13 protein-coding genes are annotated in these 14,820 nt (G+C 63.2%); 3 read left to right on the top strand and 10 right to left on the bottom strand.

Annotated elements, in window-relative coordinates; translation table 11 throughout:
* Window positions 1–58: 58 nt before the first annotated feature.
* From AS26_RS00870 to AS26_RS00860, 3 genes are all read right to left on the bottom strand, one after another.
* Window positions 59–1,981: a bifunctional homocysteine S-methyltransferase/methylenetetrahydrofolate reductase gene (locus AS26_RS00870; protein WP_062305362.1), complete on the bottom strand. Its 1,923-nt coding sequence runs from the start codon at window positions 1,979–1,981 to the stop codon at window positions 59–61.
* 141 nt (window positions 1,982–2,122) lie between these two features.
* Window positions 2,123–2,314, bottom strand: a complete 192-nt coding sequence (locus AS26_RS00865; protein WP_062305360.1) for a hypothetical protein — start codon at window positions 2,312–2,314, stop codon at window positions 2,123–2,125.
* A 49-nt stretch (window positions 2,315–2,363) separates the two neighbouring features.
* Window positions 2,364–3,758 carry a glycine--tRNA ligase gene (locus AS26_RS00860; protein WP_062305358.1) on the bottom strand — a complete coding sequence of 465 codons (1,395 nt, stop codon included), beginning with the start codon at window positions 3,756–3,758 and terminating at the stop codon, window positions 2,364–2,366.
* Window positions 3,759–3,923: 165 nt separating this feature from the next.
* On the opposite strand from AS26_RS00860, the gene AS26_RS00855 reads away from it, so the two are divergent.
* Window positions 3,924–4,715 carry a Cof-type HAD-IIB family hydrolase gene (locus tag AS26_RS00855; RefSeq protein ID WP_062305356.1) on the top strand — a complete coding sequence of 264 codons (792 nt, stop codon included), beginning with the start codon at window positions 3,924–3,926 and terminating at the stop codon, window positions 4,713–4,715.
* A gap of 62 nt (window positions 4,716–4,777) precedes the next feature.
* The gene (gene lexA, locus AS26_RS00850; protein WP_505592642.1) at window positions 4,778–5,407 is read left to right on the top strand and encodes a transcriptional repressor LexA; all 630 of its coding nucleotides are present in this window, start codon (window positions 4,778–4,780) and stop codon (window positions 5,405–5,407) included.
* Between the two features lie 90 nt (window positions 5,408–5,497).
* On the opposite strand, the gene AS26_RS00845 is transcribed toward lexA, so the two are convergent.
* The 4 genes from AS26_RS00845 to AS26_RS00830 all read right to left on the bottom strand — a co-directional run bounded on the left by AS26_RS00845 (window position 5,498) and on the right by AS26_RS00830 (window position 10,483).
* A complete protein-coding gene (locus AS26_RS00845; RefSeq protein WP_245629531.1) occupies window positions 5,498–6,616 on the bottom strand; it encodes a sugar porter family MFS transporter in 1,119 nt (372 codons plus the stop codon).
* A 67-nt stretch (window positions 6,617–6,683) separates the two neighbouring features.
* A complete protein-coding gene (locus AS26_RS00840) occupies window positions 6,684–8,120 on the bottom strand; it encodes a tagaturonate reductase (protein ID WP_062305353.1) in 1,437 nt (478 codons plus the stop codon).
* 31 nt (window positions 8,121–8,151) lie between these two features.
* A complete protein-coding gene (gene iolB / locus AS26_RS00835) occupies window positions 8,152–8,964 on the bottom strand; it encodes a 5-deoxy-glucuronate isomerase (RefSeq protein ID WP_062305352.1) in 813 nt (270 codons plus the stop codon).
* Between the two features lie 22 nt (window positions 8,965–8,986).
* Complete coding sequence (locus AS26_RS00830) at window positions 8,987–10,483, bottom strand: UxaA family hydrolase (protein WP_062305350.1); 1,497 nt, start codon at window positions 10,481–10,483, stop codon at window positions 8,987–8,989.
* 220 nt (window positions 10,484–10,703) lie between these two features.
* On the opposite strand from AS26_RS00830, the gene AS26_RS00825 reads away from it, so the two are divergent.
* Window positions 10,704–11,708 carry a substrate-binding domain-containing protein gene (locus AS26_RS00825; RefSeq protein WP_245629536.1) on the top strand — a complete coding sequence of 335 codons (1,005 nt, stop codon included), beginning with the start codon at window positions 10,704–10,706 and terminating at the stop codon, window positions 11,706–11,708.
* A 28-nt stretch (window positions 11,709–11,736) separates the two neighbouring features.
* On the opposite strand, the gene glnA is transcribed toward AS26_RS00825, so the two are convergent.
* The 3 genes from glnA to AS26_RS00810 form a co-directional block, all read right to left on the bottom strand.
* Window positions 11,737–13,074 (bottom strand): type I glutamate--ammonia ligase, encoded by a 1,338-nt coding sequence (gene glnA / locus AS26_RS00820; protein WP_062305348.1) that lies wholly within the window; start codon window positions 13,072–13,074, stop codon window positions 11,737–11,739.
* Window positions 13,075–13,096: 22 nt separating this feature from the next.
* Window positions 13,097–13,483 (bottom strand): MerR family transcriptional regulator, encoded by a 387-nt coding sequence (locus AS26_RS00815; RefSeq protein ID WP_012810890.1) that lies wholly within the window; start codon window positions 13,481–13,483, stop codon window positions 13,097–13,099.
* A 67-nt stretch (window positions 13,484–13,550) separates the two neighbouring features.
* Entirely contained in the window at window positions 13,551–14,819 is a 1,269-nt protein-coding gene (locus AS26_RS00810; RefSeq protein ID WP_062305347.1) for a methionine gamma-lyase family protein, read from the bottom strand.
* Window position 14,820: the final 1 nt, after the last annotated feature.

Here is a 14,820-nt window from a genome sequence, read left to right as displayed (position 1 = left end):
GCGAAGGGTGTCGCAATCGCATGCGGCAGACCTTCATCGCCTTTGGGAGACGCGCACATCAGGCAAGCCCACGGGGCCGAAAGACGCGCGCCGCCTCCAGGCTTCGCGCGTACTCCGTGAGCCGAACTGTCATCTCGTAGCGAAGAAAAGGCGTGACGAGGTAGATGCCTGGAAAGTGTCGGATGGCCACCTCGACCAACTCTCGCGCGATGGCCTCGCCGACGGCCGGCGCTTCCTCCGGCGCGGCCTCCTGCATGCGGCGCAGCGCCTGTTCGGACAGGCGGATCCCGGGTACCTGGTGGTGCAAAAATTCGGCATTCCGAGCGCTCGTCAGCGGCATGATGCCCACGAAGACTGGGACACCCAAATCGCGCGTCGCCTCCGCAATCGCGGTCATCAGCTCGGGATCGAACACAGGCTGCGTCATGACGAAGTCCGCGCCCGCCTCGACCTTTCGCCGCAGGCGCTCCACCGCCTTGCGAAAGTTGTGCACGTGCGGGTTGAACGCTGTGCCAATGACAAACCGCGACGGCTGCTTCAGCGGCTGACCAGAAAACCCGATGCCCTCATTCAACCGGCGCACCATCTTGGTCAGGTCCATGGACGACACGTCGTACACGCTCGTGGCACCCGGCAACTCACCGTACCGGGACGGATCGCCCGTCACAAGCAGCACGTTGCGGATACCAAGGACCGCGAGCCCCATCAGGTGCGACTGCTGGCCGATGAGGTTCCGGTCTCTGCACGTGACGTGGACGAGCGGCTCGATGCCCCGCTGCTTCAAAAGGCTCGCCAGCGCCATGTTGGACACGCGCACCGACCCGAGCGAATTGTCCGCCATCGTAATCAGATCGGCGCCAGCCCTCGCGAGCGCTTCGGCCCCCTCTAAAAAGCGGGCGATGGACAAGTGCTTGGGCGGATCCAACTCCACCACGATGGCCTTCTTTTCCTTGGCGATCTCGACGACGCTGATGCCGTCGTGATACGTCCCCCCGTCGGCGGTCACCGCCATCGGCCGACTCGCCGCGTGAGGCTCCACCTGAACGGAGCCATGTGGTTCGCGATCCGCGCGCATCAGGGCATCCCGAAGGGTCCTGATGTACTCCGGCGTCGTTCCACAACAGCCCCCGAGCCAGCGGACGCCGAGCTGCGCAATGCGGAGCATCAGGCGCGAAAAGTCTGCGGTGTCCCCCGTGTACGCGATCTCGTCTCCCTCCGACCGCTGCAGAATCCCAGCGTTCGGCACGGCCGCGTACAAGGCGTCGCCTTGGACGCCCGCCTGCTCGTAGGAACGCAGAATCCCGTAGGGTCCGAGGCGACAGTTCAACCCCACCACATCGGCGCCCGCAGCCTGGAGCCTGCGGAACGCCTCCCCCAGCGGCACCCCGTCGCGCGTCACCCCGATCTCCTCTGGCGACAGGTTGACCACAAGCGGCAGATCTCCCAGGATGGGGCGCACGGCGGCCACCGCGACGAGCGCCTCTTCGAGATCCGGGAAGGTTTCAAGCAGCAGCCCGTCGATCCCGGCGCTCACGAGCGCCTCGGCCTGTTCCGCGTACACGCGCGCAAGCATATCGCGCTCTTCATCCTGCAACAGGGCCCCGTATCGGTAGCCGCCCATCGCAGGCCCCATGGTGCCGTACACGCTCGCCTCGTCGCGAGCGGCGGAACGGGCGATCTCGACGCCCCTTCGATTGAGCGTTTGCACGTCGACGGCCAGGCCGTGGCGTTCCAACGCGACTCGGTTGCCCATGAAGGTATTGGTCTGCACAACGGTACAACCCGATTCGATGTAACGTCGATGGACGCGCGCGACGAGATCGGGCGAAGTCAAGTTGAGTTGCTCGACCGGGGTGCCAATGGGCACGCCCATCTGGTGCAGGTAGGTCGACATGGCCCCGTCGAAGATGACGTATGCGCCGAGCGGTCCCTCCACGTCTCGGGGCGGACGGCGCCACTGGCGCCACACTGCATCGCTCATGGCGGACTCTCCTTCTCGTTCACTCGATGCGTGAGAGGTTTGCGAGATTTTCGACATTGTAACACATGCGCGCGCCGCGAGGTCTCGCGAGCCGAAAAAAGGCGATCCGCCGAAGCGGACCGCCCAGGGCGTGGGTTGGTCTCACCCGTTCGACTGCCTCTTGCCGTGAGGCACATTCGCCCGGTGATATGCCTTCCAGGGAACCACCGCATCCAGACGCGAACTGAGCATCTGGTTCCGCCGCTCCACAAACGCCTCCACGTCGTGGTTGTGGCTCAGCGCGCCCACGAACGTGAACTCGTCGTTGTGATGTTGCGTGTGTTCACCTGACATCTGGCCCACCCCCGGTTTAGCATGGCACCGCGACGCCGGTTCAATGCGCTCACCAGGTCGCGCCGGACGCCCGCAGTTGGTCGTCCAGCCACGTGCGCACGCCCTCGATGGGAATTCGCACCTGTTCCATGGAGTCGCGCATCCGGACAGTGACTTGCCCGTCCGATTCCGACTCGAAATCGTACGTCACGCAGAAGGGCGTGCCAATCTCGTCCTGCCTCCGATACCGTTTCCCGATGGATCCCGTCTCATCGTAGTCCGCACTGTACGCCTTGATCAGATCAAGATACAGCCGGTGCGCGGGTTCATTCAGCTTTTTCGACAGAGGCAACACCGCAACCTGATAAGGCGCGAGCTTTGGGTGCAAGCGGAGAACGACCCGCGTGTCTCCTTCCGCCACTTCTTCTTCGTCGTAGGCATCGGCAAACACGGCGAGGAAGAGACGGTCCGCCCCGATGGAGGGCTCGATGCAATACGGAATGAACGGTTCCCGCCCTTCCTCCTGCACCGTCATGTTTTCTCCAGAATGTTCCTGGTGCGCCTTCAGATCATAATCGGTGCGATTCGCGACGCCCAAAAGCTCGCCCCAGCCGAAGGGGAAGTGGTACTCGATATCCGTCGTCGCCTTGCTGTAGTGAGACAGCTGCTCCTTGGCGTGATCGCGAAACCGCAGGTGTCCGGGCCGGATGCCGAGCGACAGCAGCCAATCCATGCACGTCTGCCGCCAATACGAAAACCAGTGTTCGTCGTCGCCCGGCGCGCAGAAGAACTCGAGCTCCATCTGTTCGAATTCGCGCGTGCGGAAAATGAAGTTCCCGGGCGTGATCTCGTTGCGAAAGCTCTTGCCAAACTGGCCGATGCCAAACGGCAGCTTCTTGCGCATCGTGCGCTGCACGTTTTTGAAATTGACGAAAATGCCCTGCGCGGTCTCGGGGCGGAGATACACCTCGTTGGCCGCGTCTTCCGTCACACCTTGAAAGGTCCGAAACATCATGTTGAACTGCCGGACATTCGTAAAGTCCTGAGCGCCGCAGTTGGGGCACGCGATGTGAAGTTCCTCCATCAGGCGCTCCATTTCGGCAAACGGCAGGCCATCGACAACCAGGGACATGCCCTTCGCCTCGGCGGCCTCCTCGATCAGCTTGTCGGCGCGAAAGCGGGCCTTGCACTGGCGGCAATCCACCATGGGATCGTGGAAGTTCGCGACGTGCCCGGACGCGACCCACACCTGCTTGTTCATCAGGATGGCCGAATCCAGGCCGACGTTCAAGGGGTTTTGCTCGATGAAAAACCGCCACCAGGCGCGCTTCAAGTTGTGCTTCATTTGAGCACCAAGCGGCCCATAATCCCACGTGTTGGCCAATCCGCCGTAGATCTCAGAACCGGGGAAGATAAAGCCTCGCCGCTTCGCGAGCGACACCAACGTATCCATCGTCACCTGCATCGACTGTTCCTCCTGCTCGTCCTCAATATGGTCATGATAGCCGAGGCTGGTGCGTGCGCGCAACGGAGCGCGTCCGCTGTGCCTATTTTGGCAACGTGTTGTGTATAATGAAACTCCGACTGGTCTCACACCGGCGCGAGCGGTCGCAGCATGGGGGGAGTGTTCGTGAAGACCAAGCAACGCGTCAAGATGGTGTTTCTCGACATCGACGGAACGCTGTTTGTGAACGGCCGGATCGTGCCCAAAAGCGCCGCGGCGGTCGCGAAACTCATCGAAAACCACATCCCTGTCGCCGTGTGCACGGGTCGCAGCGTCATTCACGCCCAGCACGTGCAGGCCTCGCTGGGGATCCCATACGGCATCTACTTTAACGGCGGTTTGGTCAAGGCCGGAGACCGTGAGATCTTTGCCCTGCCGTTTTCGCGCGATGTGGTTCGAGGCATCCTGGAGTCGGCAGAGCGCCGCGGCATCCAGACCATCATTCACACGCACGATCACGCCTTTAGCCTCAAGCCGATCCCGCCGGAGTACCTGCCGGTTCTCGCGTCCTACGACTTCCCGCCCATCGCGTGCGAACCGACGATGGCCGACCGGCTGGATGATATTGGCGTGTTTCAGCTCAACGCCTTCATGACGGCCGAGTGGGACGACGTCTTTGAGCGCGAGTTTCCCGAATGCTACGTGTACCGTTGGCACGAACAGGCCGTCGATTTCCAGCGCCGCAAGTCGGATAAGTCCATCGGCGCTCTGCACCTCCTCTCGTACCTCGGCATCTCCCCGGAGGACGCCGTGCACATCGGAGACGGCGGGAACGACGTCGGCATGTTTCGCATCATGGGATACTCCTTCGCGATGGGCAACGCCAGCGAAGAGGTCAAGCGGGCGGCGAAACGCGTCACGTCGAGCGCCGACGAGGGCGGCGTCGCAGACGCTTTGGCTGAACTCGGGCTCCTCTAACGCCCCTCGAGAACGCCCCGATGCCGAACACGTGTTTGCAAACGTGCGTTCGGCGTGGTACAATGAGCCGGAAGGGAGTGGGGACGGTGAGCGGTCTCACGGCTCGTCAACGCGCAATTCTCGAGTTTATCCGAAAAAACATCCGCGAAAAAGGATATCCGCCATCTGTTCGCGAGATAGGAGAGGCGGTCGGGTTGGCGTCAAGCTCGACGGTTCATGGACACCTCGAGCGGCTGCAACAGAAGGGTTACTTGCGCCGAGATCCGACCAAACCGCGAGCACTGGAGCTCCTGGTGGACGATGAGCCGGAAGATGTCGTGCTCGCCCCCATCGTGGGTCGCGTGACGGCGGGACTTCCCATTTCGGCGCTGGAAGACATCGAAGGGTACTTGCCTTTGCCGCGTGACGTGGCGAAGGGCGACGAAGTGTTCGCGCTGCGCGTCGTCGGCAACAGCATGATCAATGCGGGCATTCTGGATGGAGATCTCGCCATCGTGCGGCGTCAGACGTCGGCCGACAACGGCGACATCGTCGTGGCCATGACGGACGAGGACGAGGCCACCATTAAGCGGTTTTACCGGGAGGATGGGCATGTGCGCCTCCAGCCGGAGAACGACGAGATGTCGCCGCTCTACTTTCCGAGCGTGACCATCTTAGGGAAGGTCATCGGGATCTTTCGGCAGATCCGATAGAGAAAAAACATGCGGCGCAAGCCTTTCCGCTTCGCCGCATCTTCAGAACACCTCTTCGAGACCAGGTTCATCGAGAGACGCCTCACGCGGTCACAGCGAGCTTCCTCGCTCCGACTGGAGCCAGTCGCTTTGGATCTTCTCCATCGTCTTCTTGCTCGTCTCCGGCACCATTCGTTGCATGAAGACGGCCATGGCGATGCAGAACAGCGCGAAGATCCAAAACGTCCACGTGCCGCCGATGGCTTGCAACAAGATGGGGAAGAACTGCGCGACCAGGTAGGTCGCGAACCACAGCGCAAAGGATGCGATGGCCATGGCGCGCCCGCGAATGGCGGTCGGATAAATTTCGGACAAGACAATCCATACGCCGCCTCCCCACGACAGCTCGTACGCAATGGTGTGCGCGAACACCAGCGCAAGGACCAGCCACGTGATCATGTGTGGCAGGGAGAAGGCGACGCCCAGGACGGCGAGAAACAGCGCCATGAGCAGCCCGTTCCACACAAGCAACCGCTTTCGTCCGACGCGATCCACGATGAGCATCAGTACGATGACAAACAGGACCTTGATGGCGCCAATCCACACTGTGTCGTAGAACGAAGCGTTGGTGCCTGCCCCGGCCGCCTTGAAGATCATGGGGGCGTAATAGCCGACGGCATTGGTACCGGTGAACTGTTGGAAGATGGCGAGGACGACGCCAATGCCGAGCGCCTTTCGAATGCCCGGGCGCGACAGTTCCTGGAACAACGAATCAGGTACGACTTCGAGCGACTTGCGAATCTCCTCGGCGTCCCGGCGCGCCTGTTCGGGCCCGCTCACCCGTTGGAGAATGGCGACGGCCTGCTCCTCCCGTCCCCGTTTCATGAGATACCTGGGGCTTTCCGGCACGAAGAAAAGCAGGGCGAAGAAGATCACGGCCGGGATGACCCCCATGGCAAACATCCACCACCACCCCGTCGTCTGGTTCCAGGCCGCGGTGTGCGAACTCACGATGGCCGCGTTCACAAAGTAGACGATGAAGATCCCGGACACGATCGCCAACTGGTTCGACCCGACCAACCGGCCGCGGATTCGCGGCGGGGCAATCTCGGCGATGTAAAGCGGCGACAACAGCGACGCCAGACCGATGCCGACGCCCCCAATGAACCTTCCCAGAACCAACACGCCGACGCTCGGCGCAAACGCCGAGATCAGGCTCGAGGCGCCCATGGACTCCCTTCGGCGTTTTCGCGTCCATGAGCCGCGTGTCCCACCCCCCTTTCAGCGCTCTGGCCCGTCATAACGAGGCGACGGCCTGAACCGGGCCATGGTGCAAGGCCGTGTCCACGAAACGAACCCATTCCTCCAAGACGCCAGGCACCTGGGTCAGATCTGTCGACCAAAGCGCGGTATCCGATAGAATGGCCTGGGCCGAGGCCGCGAGATCGTTTTGCCACCATCCCCGCAGCCGTTCCGCCGCCGGATCGGGTTCCGCTGTGTGCTCCATCCCAGGTCGGTACGCAAGGCAGACCGCCGCCACAGCCGCCGTGAGCCGTCGCGCGTCGCCCGAGCGCTCCACGGCGTCGAGGAGCGTCGGCACGAGCCGGATGCGCGCCTTGGAGATGGCGTTCATCGCAATGGAGCGCAGCCTGTGCTCCAGAAAGGGGTTCTGAAACCGCTCAAGCACATCCCGGGCGAACGCGCGCAACCGTTCCGGCTGCGACACGCGCGGCTCGGTGGCCGGCACGATTTCCTCCTCCACGAGCTGGTGAACGTACCGCGAAAGCGTTGGGTGCTTCATCACGTCGAGCACGGTTTCGAGGCCCGCCATGAGGCCGAGATTGGCAAGCGCGGTGTGCGTCCCGTTGAGGGCGCGAAGCTTCTGGAGCCGAAAGTCGCGGATGTCGTCCGCGTAATGGACATTGAGGCCGACGTCCTCAAACGGCCACAGCGACTTGAGCCGATCACTGCCGCGGATGGCAAACAGATAGTACGGCTCGACCGTCACCGCCAGATGATCCTCGTAGGCAAGCGGCGGATCGCCGGTGTAGGGCGTCACGATGCGGTCGACGAGCGTGTCGCAAAAGTCGACGCGGTCGCGCAACCAGCGATCGAAGTCCTCGCCGAGCTGCCAGTCGGCCGCGTGGCGCTCCACAATCGACCGCAGCTGCTGGCCGTTGTCGTCGATGAGCTCACACGGGACGACGATGAGCCGGCTTTCTTCCTGCCAACCGAGCGCGGCGTACCGCTCGTACAGAAACTGCGTCAGTTTGGCCGGATACGTGGCCGGCGGCACATCCGGCGTCGGCCTCGGCACCGGTTCATATCGAATGCCGAGCTCCGTCGTGTTGGACACGGCGATCTCGACGAGCGGATCGCGCGCCAACTCGAGGACCTGCCCCCAGGCGCGAGTCGAGTCGTACGCGCGGGCGACGGAGGTGACCACCTCCGCGTATTGCACGGATCGGCCGTCGCGCAGGCCGCGCACGAGGACCGTGTACAACCCGTCCTGTTCTTGCCACTGCTGAATACGGTGAGCGCCGCTCGGCCGCGGATTCACCACGGCGATCCGCCCCTGAAACGCGCCGGACTCATTCAGGTGGTGAACCAGCCAGTCGACGAAGCCTCGCAGGAAAATCCCTTCGCCGATTTGAACCACCCGGACGGGCATGGCCCGCGCGCGCTCGAAGCTAGCGCGGGCCTCCCCTTCCAATGCGCCTGCGTGTAACCGCATGGTCTCGTCTCCCCACGGAAATGTTCGAACGTCAACCCCACGACCGCTCGCGGACCCAGGCGTGGGCCGGATCGTCGTGCGGGATCATCACGCGATCTACGGGCCCCGCCATCAGCCACAGGTAGTACAGTTGGTATCCGCCCGCGGCGCAAACGGGATGATACCCACGCGGGATCATGAACGCATCGCCGTGTCGCACGCGATACGTCTCGTCGATGGCGCCATCCGATGTGTAGATGGACTGAAGCCCAAATCCCTGAGGCGGATCGAGTTGATAGAAATAGATCTCCTCCATGAGCGCCTCAACGCCTGGGATATACTCGTCGTGCTTGTGCGGCGGATAACTGGACCAGTTGCCCGGCGGGTTGAATGTCTCGCCGACGATGATGCGGTGAACGCGGCCCTCGGCCTGCTGCACGACGATATCGTGGACCTTGCGTTCGAAATTGGCCTGGCCCACGGTCTTCACCTGGACCTGGTCCGGCGTGACGACGAACGGCTCGTGGACCTCCTCCGCGACCGCCTGACAGACGGCGACCTCCAGCACGCCGTCGCCTGCGTTTTCGACGCGAAACGGCCGGCCGACCGGCACGTATACGGCCGTCGCTCGGGCCGCGAAGACATTCGGCCGCTCGTAGGGCCCAAAGGTGTGGTCACCGATCGACACCCGCATGGCACCCGAGAGGAGCACGAGGACGACCTCGCGGCCCTGAACGGCCGCTTCGTGCGCCTCCCCTGGGCCCAGCCGCAGATGGCCAAACGAAATCCACCGGAGCCCGGCCGCATTCTCTTGCGGCACCAGCTCGTGATACCCGTTTTCCGACTTTCCTCGCACCAGATACATCCTCATCCAACCTCCGCTTCACTCAAAGGGTGACGCCGTCCTTGAAGATGGCAATCTCGCGATACCCATTCACTTCGTTCCGGGCCAGTTCTTCCCCGGACGCCACGCGAATGACTTTGTACAGCAATTCGTCGGCGAGATCGTCCATCGATTCCCCCAGCACGATCCGGCCCGCGTCAAAGTCGATCCAGCTGGGTTTCGACGAGGCAAGCTGGCGATTGCTCGCAACCTTCAGCGTCGGTACAGGTCCGCCAAACGGCGTGCCCCGGCCCGTGGTGAACAGAATCACCTGCGCACCGCTCGCGGCGAGCGCGCTCACCGACACCATGTCGTTTCCGGGCGCCGAAACCAGGTTGAGGCCTGGTTTCACGGCTGGTTCACCATAGCCCAGCACGTCGACCACTCGGGAGAGCCGGCCGCCCTTTTGCACGGCTCCAAGCGACTTCTCCTCCAACGTGGTGATGCCACCCGCCTTGTTGCCGGGCGAAGGGTTCTCGTACACGGGCTGGCCGTGGCGCGTGTAATAATCCTTCCACGACTGAATCAGATCCACGATTTTGGCGAACGTCTCCGGGCTGTCCGCGCGATTCATGAGCACCGTCTCCGCGCCGAACATCTCGGGCACTTCGGTGAGAAGCGCGGTGCCGCCGCGCGCGACGACGCGATCCGCCACCTGGCCCACGAGCGGATTCGCCGTCACACCGGACAGGCCGTCGGATCCGCCGCATTTGAGCCCCAGTTTCAGCCGGGAAAGCGGCACGGGCTGGCGGACACACTCCCGCGCTCGCTCGACCAACGCCTCCAGGCGTCGCATGCCCTCCGCGAACTCGTCGGTGGTTTGCTGCAGTTCGAGGAACGCCACGTTCGGCAGCGTCTCCGAATGCAACCGCTCCCGGAACACCTCAATCCGGTTGTTTTCGCATCCGAGCCCAATCACGAGCACGCCGGCTGCGTTCGGGTGTCGGACGAGGCCCGCGAGCAGAGACTGGGTGTAGACGAGATCGTCGCCAAGCTGTGAACACCCGTAGGGATGCGCAAAGTGGTACACGCCATCGATGCCGTCTCCGCGCCACTTGGCGTCGGCCATCGCGGCGAGCCGTTCGGCCACTTTGTTCACGCACCCGACCGTGTTCAGGATCCAAATCTCGTTCCGGACGCCGACCTGCCCGTCGGGCCGGACATAACCCATGAACGTGAGGCCGTCGTCGAGGACGGGTGCCGGCGAACCGCTCGGTCGGTACGCGTAGGACCCGCGCTCCGAGAGCGCCGTGCGCAGGTTGTGCGTGTGCACCCACTCGCCAGGTCGGATGTCCTGCGTGGCGACACCGATGGGAAAACCGTACTTGTGCACCGCGTCTCCGCACTTCACCGGTTTGACGGCGAGCTTGTGCCCCATCGCCACGGGCTCCCGGGCGTCCACCGGGCCGAAGGCCGTCTCGACGACCTCCCCCGCGTCGAGCGGTTCAAGCGCGACGACGACGTCGTCCACCGGCGAGAGATGCAAAACCTTGGGCGCCACGCGGAACCGCCTCCTTTGTCGCCTGTTCCATTGTGCAACTGATGTGCAACTTACGGTTAGCATAACTGTTAAATTAACATATTGCACAAACAAAAAACGGCACCATGAATGCGATTTCTCTCGCGATTCAAGTGCAGTATACGCCGCTCGAAAAAGCGTTGTCAATATGTTATCTTTCACATGAAAAAGGTTCGAGAGAAGGATGACCAGCGTGACCACGATGGCGGATGTCGCGAAGCGCGCAGGCGTGTCCATCATGACCGTATCTCGCGTGGTGAACAACTCCGGTTATGTCAAGCCTGCCACGAGGCAAAAGGTGCTCGCCGCCATGCAGGAACTCAACTACGTGCCGAAGGGCCAACAGTCGTCTCCGCACGATACGTGGATGCTCATCGTGCCCGACATCACCAACCCGTTTTTCACCTTTATCGCGCGCGGGATGGAGGACGTGGCGCGCAAACACGGCTTTCGCGTGTTCATCGCCAACACGGACGAAGACCTGCAGAAAGAGCAGGAATACGTGCAGATGTGTCTCGATTACCAGGTGCGCGGATTGCTGGTGGTTCCCGTTGGGGATCCGTCAAGCGAAAACCTGGCGCGGCTCGCCGAGCAACAGGTGCCGTTTGTCCTCATCGACCGCGAGATCGAGGGACTCGACGCCGATCTCGTCAAGGGCGACATTCGCGAGACCTCGCGCCGACTGGTGGAACACCTCTTGGACCTCGGGCACGAGCGCATCGCCGCCGTGGTGGGCCCGCTCCACAGCGCATCCAGCCGCGAGCGGCTCGACGGGTACCGCGATGCCCTTGTCCACCGGTCCATTCCTGTTGATGAGAGCCTGATCTTCACCGCGCCCATGACGAGAGACATGGACGCGTCGTTCATCGATGGGCTCGTCGGGCGCCCCGACGCGCCCACCGCCCTGTTTCTCGGCAACATGTTTCAGTACGCGCACATCGTCCGAAGGCTGCGCGCGCTCGGCCTGTCCATTCCTCAGGACATCAGCGTGGTCAGCTTCGGCAACACGGACGATCTCGCCTCCGTCGATTCGCTCGCCACGGCGGCGATTCAACCAGCGTACAACTACGGCTCGCTCGGCGCACAGCTCCTGCTCGAGCGCATTGAAGGCGTGCGGAAGACGCCGACGCGCATTGTGCTCCACTCGGAGATCGCCGTGCGCAGTTCCACGGCGCCGCCTCCCACGCGGATCGCGAAGAAGGGGTGACCTCAGGCGGCCACCCCTGGCGAGCGATTCAATAGATGGTGAAGTACTGCTCGCGCTCCCACTCCGTCACCTGCGTGCGGAACATGTTCCACTCGATGCGCTTGGCCTCGATGAAGTGAAGCAGGACGTGTTCGCCGAGCGCGTCCATAATCACTTGGTCCCGGATCAAGGCGTCCAGCGCCTCGTTGAGGTTCGACGGCAGGCTTCGAATGCCCGCCTCCTCCTTTTCCGCTTCGGTCATCATGTAGATGTTGCGATTGACGGGCGGCGGAGGCTCGAGCTCGCGCTCAATCCCGTCGAGCCCGGCGGCGAGCAGCGACGCGATGGCGAGATACGGGTTGCAGCTCGGGTCAGGGCTGCGAACCTCGACCCGCGTCGACATGCCGCGCGCGGCAGGGACCCGGATGAGCGGCGACCGGTTTTTCCCGCTCCAGGCGATGTAGCTTGGCGCTTCGTAGCCGGGCACCAGGCGCTTGTACGAGTTCACGAGCGGATTGCAGATGGCCGTGAACGCCCGGGCGTGCTCGAGCAGCCCAGCGACAAAATGGAGCGCTGTTTCGCTGAGCCCCATCTCCCCTTCGGGGTCGTAGAAGGCGTTCTGGCCGTCGCGGAAGAGCGACAGGTGCGTGTGCATGCCGGAACCGTTGATGCCGTAGAGCGGCTTCGGCATGAAGGTGGCGTGCAGCCCATGCTCTCGCGCGACCGTCTTCACGACCAGCCGGAAGGTGGTGAGGTTGTCGGCCGCCTCCACCGCCTCCGCGTAACGAAAGTCGATCTCGTGCTGCCCCGGCGCCACCTCGTGGTGCGACGCCTCAATCTGAAACCCCATTTGCTCCAGCGCGAGGACGATGTCGCGCCGGCAGTTCTCGCCGAGATCGACCGGGGCCCAGTCAAAGTAACCCCCTTCGTCGTTGAGGTCGAGCGTCGGTTTCCCGTTTTCATCGAGTTTGAACAGGAAGAATTCCGGCTCCGGGCCGACGTTGAACGCGGAGAACCCCATCTGCCTCGCCTTCTCGCACACGCGCTTGAGCACCGATCGCGGATCGCCCGCGAAGGGCGCGCCGTCCGGAAGATTCACATCGCAGATCAGGCGGGCCACTTTGCCCTGTGGCGTGTCCCACGGAAAGATGAGCCACGTCGACCGATCCGGCGCCAGATACATATCCGACTCCTCGATGCGGACGAACCCTTGAATCGACGAACCGTCGAACATGATGCGGTTGTCCAGGGCCTTCGGCAGCTGGTCCACCGGGATTTCCACGTTCTTCACGATGCCGAGCAAGTCGGTGAACTGTAGGCGCACGTACCGCACGTCGTTCGCTTCAGCCAGTTTCAATATTTCTTCTTTTGTGTATTCTTTCCGCATACGATCCTCCCTCGCGGCTCATTCAGCGGTGGCGGTAGAAGCGAGACAAATCGCCCTGAAACTCGCCCGTTTGCCGCCGCTCCATCAGCTCGCGCTCCAGCCACTGATACACTTCGGAATCGGGCACGTCGCGTGTCGCCAACGGGCGGCTCGATCTCGGCCGCCTGTCTTTCTCGAGAAGGTTGCGCTTCACGCTCGCGATGTTGTGACCTTCGTCGAGCAATTGCCGGATCTGCATCAGGCGCTCCACGTCGGCAAACGAAAACTGCCGCTGATTCCCGGGCGTGCGCGCCGGCTGGATCAACCCGTGCTCTTCGTAGTAACGGATTTGCCGTGCGCTAAGCCCCGTCAGCTTTTGCACCGTGCCTATCGAAAATAAGGGCATGTTCCTGCGCTCTTCCAAATCCACGGCGCGCCCCTCCCTGTGCGACCTGTTGAGACTTATCGTAACATGGAGGGCGCGCCACGACAATCACTCACGTGATATTCTTTGACGCAAGCGGCGCGATCGCGGCCACGACGCGGCGAACCGCCAACACCACGTGTTCGTAGGTCAGCCCTCCTTGCACGTACGCCATGTACGGCGGCCGCATCGGCGCGTCGGCAGTCAATTCCAGAGAGGCGCCCTGAATGAACGTCCCCGCGGCCATGACGACGGGATCGGCGTACCCCGCCATGGGCGCCGGTTCTGGGCGCACGTGCGAATCGACGGGCGCAACCGACTGAATGGCCCGGCAGAAGGCCAGAAGGCGATCCGGCGAGCCCAACTCGACGGACAAGATGAGGTCCGTCCGCTCTGCCTCTGGCTCGGGACTCACGCGGAAGCCAAGTCCCTGAAGAGCCGCGGCCATGAGGCGAGATCCTTTCACCGCCTGAAGCACAGCGTGCGGCGCTAGAAACAGCGCCTGAAACATGGTGAGCAGGTAAGGTCCGGTGGGTCCGTACTCCGCCGCCGTGCCCGGCGCCACGAGCCGCGCGGCGACGCGCTCCACAATCTCTCGCCGCCCCACGACGTAGCCGCCCGTCGGGCACAGCCCTGCGCCCGGATTCTTGATGAGCGACCCCATCGCGACGTCAGCACCCACATGGCAGGGCTCGCGCTCCTCCACGAACTCGCCGTAACAGTTGTCCACCGCGATCCAGACGTCCGAGCGCACAGCTCGCACCGCCGAGAACGCCTTCTCGAGTTCCGCGATGGAAAACGATCGCCTCTCTCCATATCCCCGCGAGCGCTGAAACAAGACCATTCGCACCTCGGGCGCCCGCACCGCGCGTTCGATGGCGCCGAGGTCCATGTCTCCATCCGCGCCGAGCGCCACGATCTCGACGTCCACGCCGTGCTCCGCGAGCGATCCGGCCGCCGGACGAAGCCCCAGCACGGCATGAAGCGTGTCGTACGGGACGCCCGTGGCGACAACGAGCCGCTCACCCGGGCGCAGACAGCCAAACAGCGCGAGGGAGATGGCGTGCGTCCCCGAGACCATCTGCGGGCGCACCAAAGCGGCCTCGGCGCCAAACACGTCCGCGTAAAGGGCCTCCAACTTCTCCCGGCCCGCGTCGCCGAGCCCATACCCGGTCGATCCGACGAGGTGGAACTGCGCCACCTCGTGGCGCCAAAACGCCTCCAACACGCGCTCCTGATTCGCGAGGGCCACCGCCTCCGACCTTCGCTGAAAAGGCTCTATCTTGCGCGCGCACGATTCGACGTACGCGTGAATATCGTCTGCCTTCGCATCCAAAAACATC

It is taken from the genome of Alicyclobacillus sendaiensis NBRC 100866 (assembly GCF_001552675.1).
GTDB lineage: Bacteria > Bacillota > Bacilli > Alicyclobacillales > Alicyclobacillaceae > Alicyclobacillus > Alicyclobacillus sendaiensis.
Note: the sequence above shows the minus strand (reverse complement) of the source record. Positions and strands in the feature narration are given on the sequence as shown.

Coding starts and splice junctions, on each gene's coding strand:
- AS26_RS00870 (WP_062305362.1), bottom strand. CDS start 1,981: ATGAGCGATGCAGTGTGGCGCCAGTGGCGCCGTCCGCCCCGAGACGTG.
- AS26_RS00865 (WP_062305360.1), bottom strand. CDS start 2,314: ATGTCAGGTGAACACACGCAACATCACAACGACGAGTTCACGTTCGTG.
- AS26_RS00860 (WP_062305358.1), bottom strand. CDS start 3,758: ATGCAGGTGACGATGGATACGTTGGTGTCGCTCGCGAAGCGGCGAGGC.
- lexA (WP_505592642.1), top strand. CDS start 4,778: ATGAGCCGGAAGGGAGTGGGGACGGTGAGCGGTCTCACGGCTCGTCAA.
- AS26_RS00845 (WP_245629531.1), bottom strand. CDS start 6,616: ATGGGCGCCTCGAGCCTGATCTCGGCGTTTGCGCCGAGCGTCGGCGTG.
- AS26_RS00840 (WP_062305353.1), bottom strand. CDS start 8,120: ATGCGGTTACACGCAGGCGCATTGGAAGGGGAGGCCCGCGCTAGCTTC.
- iolB (WP_062305352.1), bottom strand. CDS start 8,964: ATGTATCTGGTGCGAGGAAAGTCGGAAAACGGGTATCACGAGCTGGTG.
- AS26_RS00825 (WP_245629536.1), top strand. CDS start 10,704: ATGGCGGATGTCGCGAAGCGCGCAGGCGTGTCCATCATGACCGTATCT.
- glnA (WP_062305348.1), bottom strand. CDS start 13,074: ATGCGGAAAGAATACACAAAAGAAGAAATATTGAAACTGGCTGAAGCG.
- AS26_RS00810 (WP_062305347.1), bottom strand. CDS start 14,819: ATGTTTTTGGATGCGAAGGCAGACGATATTCACGCGTACGTCGAATCG.